A 4,648-nucleotide genomic window follows, 5' to 3' on the forward strand; every position below is an offset into this window, starting at 1 on the left:
CGCCCTCGGCGTCCGCGGGCGGCGCCGGATGGGCTCGGACGTATGGCTGGTGGATCGCGTCATCGTCGACTCGGTTCCTCTCGGTGGTGCACGCCATCGGACACCGCGGGCGACTGCTGCACCCACGAGTGAGCCGACCCTACGTCCGCGCTTGACGGCGTCACAAGGGGCTGCGAAGGAATGTCGACGAAGAGTCCAGTTCTTGCGGATGCGGGCGAAAGCCGTTGCAAATCGCGGCATCCGCGTGCACTCGCTTGCGCCCGATGGCGAAAGAGCTGTGCTCAGYCGATCGGGAGCGGATCGAAGACGAGCGGCGGGTGCGCGATCCTCGTGCTGAACCACGACCAGGCCTCGCCCGACGTCTGCTCGATCGCCGCCGACGCGTCCAGGCCGGGCGGCACGTTCCGCAGGATGATCGTGATGACGCGGCGGCCGCTGAAGCGGATCGATCCCGGTGCGTCCACGGTGCCGCTGCCCGCGTACCCGCTCGGCGTGAAGGCGGCGCGCGTGGGCGCGTCCACGGCGAAGGTGAACACGTAGGTGCCGGGCCCGGTCGCGCCGTAGGCGGCCGGGTTGAAGTGCACCGAGACGGCGGGGTTGCGGTGCGGGGACTCCCGGAGGTCGAAGCCGGCGTACGGCTCGGCGGCGTCGGTCTGCACGATCGTCGGGCGGATGAGCGTGAGGTTCGTGCGCCCGAGACCGACCGTGACGGTGGGGGAGAGCACCTGGATGGGCGCCCAGAAGATCGGGCCGAATCCGAGTTCGCCGGCTCGGCGCTTGGCGGCCCAGTCCTCCGCGGTCAGGTCGGTCTCGAAGTCCGCGAACGGCGCGGTGCCGGCCGCTGCGCCGCGGTCGTCGTCGGTGGGGTCTGAGCTGGACATGAGGCAAACTCTAGAACTCGGATGCCGCCGCGTCATCAGGGTGCGCACCGACCGGCAGTCGGCGGCCGGGCGGCCCCTGCCGCCGCACTACAGTTGAAGGGTTCGTTTCGACCCCAGAGGGAGTGGTTCACAGTGGCCGACGGCTTCGAGCTCTTCACCGATCGATCCGTTGTCGCGATGCGCGTCAACGGCGAGCTCAAGGACCTCGCCACGACGGTGACGGACGCCGACGTCGTCGAGCCGGTCACGATCGACTCGCCCGATGGCCTCGCCATCCTGCGCCACTCGACCGCGCACGTGCTCGCCCAGGCGGTGCAGGCCGTCAACCCCGAGGCGAAGCTCGGCATCGGGCCGCCGGTGGCCGACGGCTTCTACTACGACTTCGACGTCGCCGAGCCCTTCACCCCGGAGGACCTCAAGGCCCTCGACAAGGAGATGTCCCGCATCGTGCGCCAGGGCCAGCGTTTCGTGCGTCGGGTCGTGTCCGACGACGACGCCCGCGCCGAGCTCGCCGGCGAGCCGTACAAGCTCGAGCTCATCGGGCTCAAGGGGTCGACCGGACACGGCGAGTCGACCGGCGACGACCACGAGTCGGTCGAAGTCGGCGGCGGCGGCGAGCTCACCATCTACGACAACGTCGACCCGAAGACCGGCGAGACGGTCTGGAAGGACCTCTGCCGGGGCCCGCACCTGCCGAACACCCGCATGATCGGCAACGGCTGGTCGCTCACGCGCATCGCGGCGGCGTACTGGCGTGGATCCGAGAAGAATCCGCAACTGCAGCGCATCTACGGCACCGCGTGGCCGACGAAGGACGAGTTGCGCGCCTACCAGCACCGGCTCGAGGAGGCGGCCAAGCGCGACCACCGCAAGCTCGGGCGCGAGCTCGACCTCTTCAGCTTCCCCGACGAGATCGGGTCGGGCCTCTCGGTCTGGCATCCGCGCGGCGGAACGGTGCGCATGGAGATGGAGCAGCACGCCCGGCGTCGACACATCGAGGGCGGGTACACCTACGTCTACACGCCGCACATTGCGAAGGAGGATCTCTTCCTCCAGTCCAACCACCTCGTGACCTACAAGGAGGGCATGTTCCCGCCCATCCGCATGGACGAGGAGCGTGACGCCGAGGGCAACATCACCAGGCAGGGCCAGGACTACTACCTGAAGCCCATGAACTGCCCGATGCACATCCTCATCTACAAGGAGCGCGGTCGCAGTTACCGCGACCTGCCGATGCGCCTGGCCGAGAACGGCACGGTCTATCGCAACGAGCTCTCGGGAGCCCTGCACGGCCTCACCCGGGTGCGCGGCTTCACCCAGGACGACTCGCATCTCTTCGTGACGCCCGAGCAGCTCGAAGAGGAAGCGACGAAGGTCATCGACTTCGTCATCTCGATGCTGCGCGACTTCGGGCTCGATGACTTCGAGCTCGAGCTCTCCATGCGCGACGACAGCAAGGAGAAGTGGATCGGCTCCGACGAGTTCTGGGAGTACTCCACGAACGCACTGCGGAATGTCGCTCGGGCGAGCGGATTGAAGCTCACCGAGATGCCCGGTGAGGCCGCCTTCTACGGACCCAAGATCGACCTCAAGACGCGCGACGCGATCGGTCGCACGTGGCAGCTGTCCACCGTCCAGGTCGACCCGAACCTCCCCGAGCGCTTCGGGCTCGAGTTCACCGACCGCGACGGGCTGAAGAAGCGCCCGATCATGATCCACCGGGCRCTGTTCGGTTCGATCGAGCGGTTCTTCGCCATCCTCCTCGAGCACTACGCCGGCGCGTTCCCACTGTGGCTGTCGCCGGTCCAGGTCGTTGGGATCCCCGTCGCCGACGAGTACGCCGACTACCTCGGCGGCATCATCGACGAGCTGCGCGGAGCGGGCGTGCGCGCCGACCTCGACACGAGCGACGACCGCATGCAGAAGAAGATCCGCACCCACACCCAGCTGAAGGTGCCGATCCAGCTCATCGCAGGCGAGAACGACCGCGCGGGTGAGACGGTGWGCTTCCGCTTCCGTGACGGCACGCAGGAGAACGGCGTGCCGATCGCCGACGCCGTCGCCCGGGTGCGTGCGGCGATCGAGGACCGCCGCCAGGTGACCACGAGGGACGACCTGTTCGGATGACGCGCGCATACCAGGCCGACGAGTTCGACGGGGTCCCCACGGATGCCGCGTCCGACCTCGCCGGCGTGCCCGACGCGTTCCAGCGGCTCTGGACCCCGCACCGGCTGGTGTACATCCAGCACGGGCAGCAGCCCGACGAGCACACCTGCCCGTTCTGCCGCGCGCCCGAGATGAGCGACGAGCAGTCGCTCATCGTCGCGCGGGGCAGGCTGGCCTACGTCCTGCTCAACCTGTTCCCCTACAACAGCGGGCACCTGCTCGTGTGCCCCTACCGGCACATCGCGACCTACGACCAGGCGACGCCTGAGGAGGTCGCCGAGATCGGCGAGCTGACCCAGATCGCGATGCGGGTCGTGAAGCAGGTCTCGCGGTGCGACGGGTTCAACATCGGCATGAACCAGGGGCGCATCGCCGGGGCGGGCATCGCGGAGCACCTGCACCAGCACATCGTGCCGCGCTGGGCGCTCGACGCGAACTTCTTCCCGATCATCGCCGGCACGAAGGCCCTGCCTCGACTGCTCGGCGAGGTGCGGCAGGAGATCGCCGAGGCGTGGCCCGCCTGAGGATCCGGCGGCCCTGACGGCTCAGCGCACCCGGCGGGCCTCGAACTGCATCCGGGGGTGGGCGTAGGCCTCCTGCGACTCGACGAGCCGGAGCTCGCGCTCGCCCGACTCGTGGGTGTTCTCGAGCAGGTCGAACACGCTCGACGCGGTGCGCGCGAGCGCGTCCGCCGCGTCGCCGGTGCGTCGATAGAGCGCGGTGAAGAGCGCTGCTGTCACGTCGCCCGAGCCGTTCGCCTTCAGCGGCAGCAGGGGGGTCTGCACGATCCACGCGCCGTGTTCGTCGACGGCGAGCATCTCGATGGTGCCCTCCTCGCGATCGGGCCGCTCCACGCTGGTCACGAGCACGGTGCGTGGGCCCGACGCCCGCGCCAGGTCGACGGAATCCAGCGTGGACTCGAGCGATCCGGGCTCGGTGCCGGTGAGGTATCCGAGCTCGAACTGGTTCGGCGTGATGAGGTCGGCGGCGGGCACCACGCGCTCGCGCAGCAGCACGGGGATCGCGGGCGCGACGAAGCATCCGCTCTTCGCATTGCCCATCACCGGATCGCACGAGTAGACGGCCGCCGGGTTGGCCGCCTTGATACGCGCGACCGCGTCGAGGATGACGTCGGCGATGCCCTCGGAACCCTGGTAGCCAGACAGGATGACGTCGATCTCGGGGAACGCCCCGCGGTCCTCGATGCCGGCGATGACCTCGCGCACGTCCTCGGGACTGATCAGCGGGCCGCGCCAGGCGCCATACCCCGTGTGGTTCGAGAAGTTCACGGTGTAGACCGGCATGACCTCCACGCCGATGCGCTGGAGGGGGAACACGGCCGCGGAGTTGCCGACGTGGCCGTAGGCGACGGCGGACTGGATGGAGAGGACCTTCACCCCTCGATCATTCCATCTCGGCCGCGACGAGTCGCCCGCCCGCCGCACGCACGGCCGCGGCCACGTCGCCGGCGAGCCGGTCGGCGTCGGCGTCGGCGAGGTCGTGCACCGTGAGCCGGAGCCTGCGCACCGCGCTCGCATCGGCGAGGGAGAACTCGTCGCCCGCGCGCACGAGCCATCCGCGCCGCATGAGGTGCTCGGAGA

The 4,648-nt window shown here is 69.3% G+C and carries 4 protein-coding genes and 1 pseudogene; 2 read left to right on the forward strand and 3 right to left on the reverse strand.

What is annotated here, in order from left to right; all coding sequences use genetic code 11:
• Positions 1 to 281 precede the first annotated feature (281 nt).
• On the reverse strand, positions 282 to 881 hold the full coding sequence (locus tag AC1DY2_RS15775) for a hypothetical protein (RefSeq protein ID WP_476763283.1): 600 nt from the start codon (positions 879 to 881) through the stop codon (positions 282 to 284).
• 177 nt (positions 882 to 1,058) lie between these two features.
• Between AC1DY2_RS15775 and thrS the strand changes: the two genes are divergently transcribed.
• Both thrS and AC1DY2_RS15785 read left to right on the forward strand, forming a co-directional pair.
• A complete protein-coding gene (thrS, locus tag AC1DY2_RS15780; RefSeq protein ID WP_476763286.1) occupies positions 1,059 to 3,008 on the forward strand; it encodes a threonine--tRNA ligase in 1,950 nt (649 codons plus the stop codon).
• Positions 3,005 to 3,571 (forward strand): HIT family protein, encoded by a 567-nt coding sequence (locus AC1DY2_RS15785; RefSeq protein WP_476763284.1) that lies wholly within the window; start codon positions 3,005 to 3,007, stop codon positions 3,569 to 3,571. The genes thrS and AC1DY2_RS15785 overlap by 4 nt, the downstream gene beginning before the upstream one ends.
• 21 nt (positions 3,572 to 3,592) lie before the next feature.
• Here the strand turns inward: AC1DY2_RS15785 and pdxY are convergent, their stop codons facing one another.
• Both pdxY and AC1DY2_RS15795 read right to left on the reverse strand, forming a co-directional pair.
• On the reverse strand, positions 3,593 to 4,444 hold the full coding sequence (pdxY, locus tag AC1DY2_RS15790) for a pyridoxal kinase PdxY (RefSeq protein WP_476763285.1): 852 nt from the start codon (positions 4,442 to 4,444) through the stop codon (positions 3,593 to 3,595).
• A gap of 7 nt (positions 4,445 to 4,451) precedes the next feature.
• Positions 4,452 to 4,648: pseudogene (locus AC1DY2_RS15795) on the reverse strand (transcriptional regulator PtsJ); the annotation flags it as partial.

This window comes from Agromyces sp. P1_H4 (genome assembly GCF_056405255.1).